The sequence below is a fragment of the Kribbella turkmenica genome, from assembly GCF_004348725.1.
In the GTDB taxonomy this organism is placed as follows: Bacteria; Actinomycetota; Actinomycetes; order Propionibacteriales; family Kribbellaceae; genus Kribbella; species Kribbella turkmenica.
The window spans coordinates 1-1,293 of sequence record NZ_SMKR01000344.1; the positions used below are offsets into that span (position 1 = coordinate 1).

General features: G+C 62.1%; 1 protein-coding gene. It reads right to left on the reverse strand.

What is annotated here, in order from left to right; translation table 11 throughout:
* Positions 1–147: 147 nt before the first annotated feature.
* Complete coding sequence (locus tag E1218_RS35800) at positions 148–564, reverse strand: GNAT family N-acetyltransferase (RefSeq protein ID WP_132327459.1); 417 nt, start codon at positions 562–564, stop codon at positions 148–150.
* Positions 565–1,293 lie beyond the last annotated feature (729 nt).

Below are 1,293 nucleotides of genomic sequence, written 5' to 3' on the forward strand. Positions count from 1 at the left end.
CTGGTGGTGGGTTGGTGAACGGCCGCCGCCACAGGCCAGCGTCCCGGTCTTACCAGAGGCCTCTCAGAACCCGAAACGTGTCAGGGATCCACTCCCCGCGCCAGCGACCGTTCGGATGTCATTAGGGCGACGGGGCAGGTGTGGCGATCAGTGTCCATCTTCGGGAAGCTCACCGATCGCTTGTACGCCGCTCCACTGCTGGAGGGTTTCGTCACGCATGCCGGAGTGCACCAAGCCCAGTCGCCGGCAGAGCTTCTGAGACGCAACGTTGCCCTCATCGACCAAGGCCAGCAGGTTGACGGCGGCGAGGCCGTGTTCGATCGCCCGAGCTTCAATGCGCTGCCAGGTCTCTTCGCCCATCTCGTCCGCGTAGCCGCCGCCCTTGAATCTGAGCCTGTAGGCAAGTGCCATGTAGCTCAGCTCGACCTGAATCGGCCCGTCAAGTTCCTCAAACACGGCCACCGCGCCAATGCCCTCGTTGTCCTCGCCGACGATCATCTGCAAGGGGTACTTGTAGGGCGGCCGCAGGTTGCGAATGCGGCACTGGACCTCCCACTCCCACATCCGGGGGTGGTCGATGACGCACTTTCGGATACCAACGCGGCGCTTGGTTGCTGGCGTCGTACACGTGAAGCTCTTGAGGGCGGACTGATCTCCGGCGTCAGCCGACCGCCACTTGAGGAGGCCGGCCACCGCTACTGGTGCGCAACCCGCCGACGGCGGTCGAGCACAGGCGATCCTTCAGCAAGTTCGTACGCGATCTTGCTGCGCTCCTGTGTGCTGAGATGGTGACCTCGCCGCCGATCGAATCTCTCCGCAGCCGCGCACTCATCCTCAGCCGTGATCTCCACGGCGGGACGTAGCAACTGCAGCGGCAGGTCAAGGAGCATACGCAACAGCGATCGATCGTGCCTCAGACTGGCTCTCATCGCGTCACTCATTACTCGCCCCCTGGCTCCCGGTATACCGCTACGTTCAGAGTATGTTGCACGTACAAGAACCGTCTACAGTACGCGTGTCAAGCGTCACATCGATCAAATAACGACTGGTAGCTCGGCTAGCTAGGGCCAATTCGAAACTACTTCGCTGTAACTTCCACGCACGGTCTGACCCCAGTCTGACCCCAACGACCCCAGCCGCGGGGCACCCGACACACGACCACGACGCTCTTTTGTAGCCCAGGAAGTCGGTCGCGATCAGGCTGTGCAGGCTCCTACGGATCAGAAGGTTGGGGGTTCGAATCCCTCCGAGCGCGCTTTGTGATGTCTCAAGACATCGGCATGGCTCCGAACC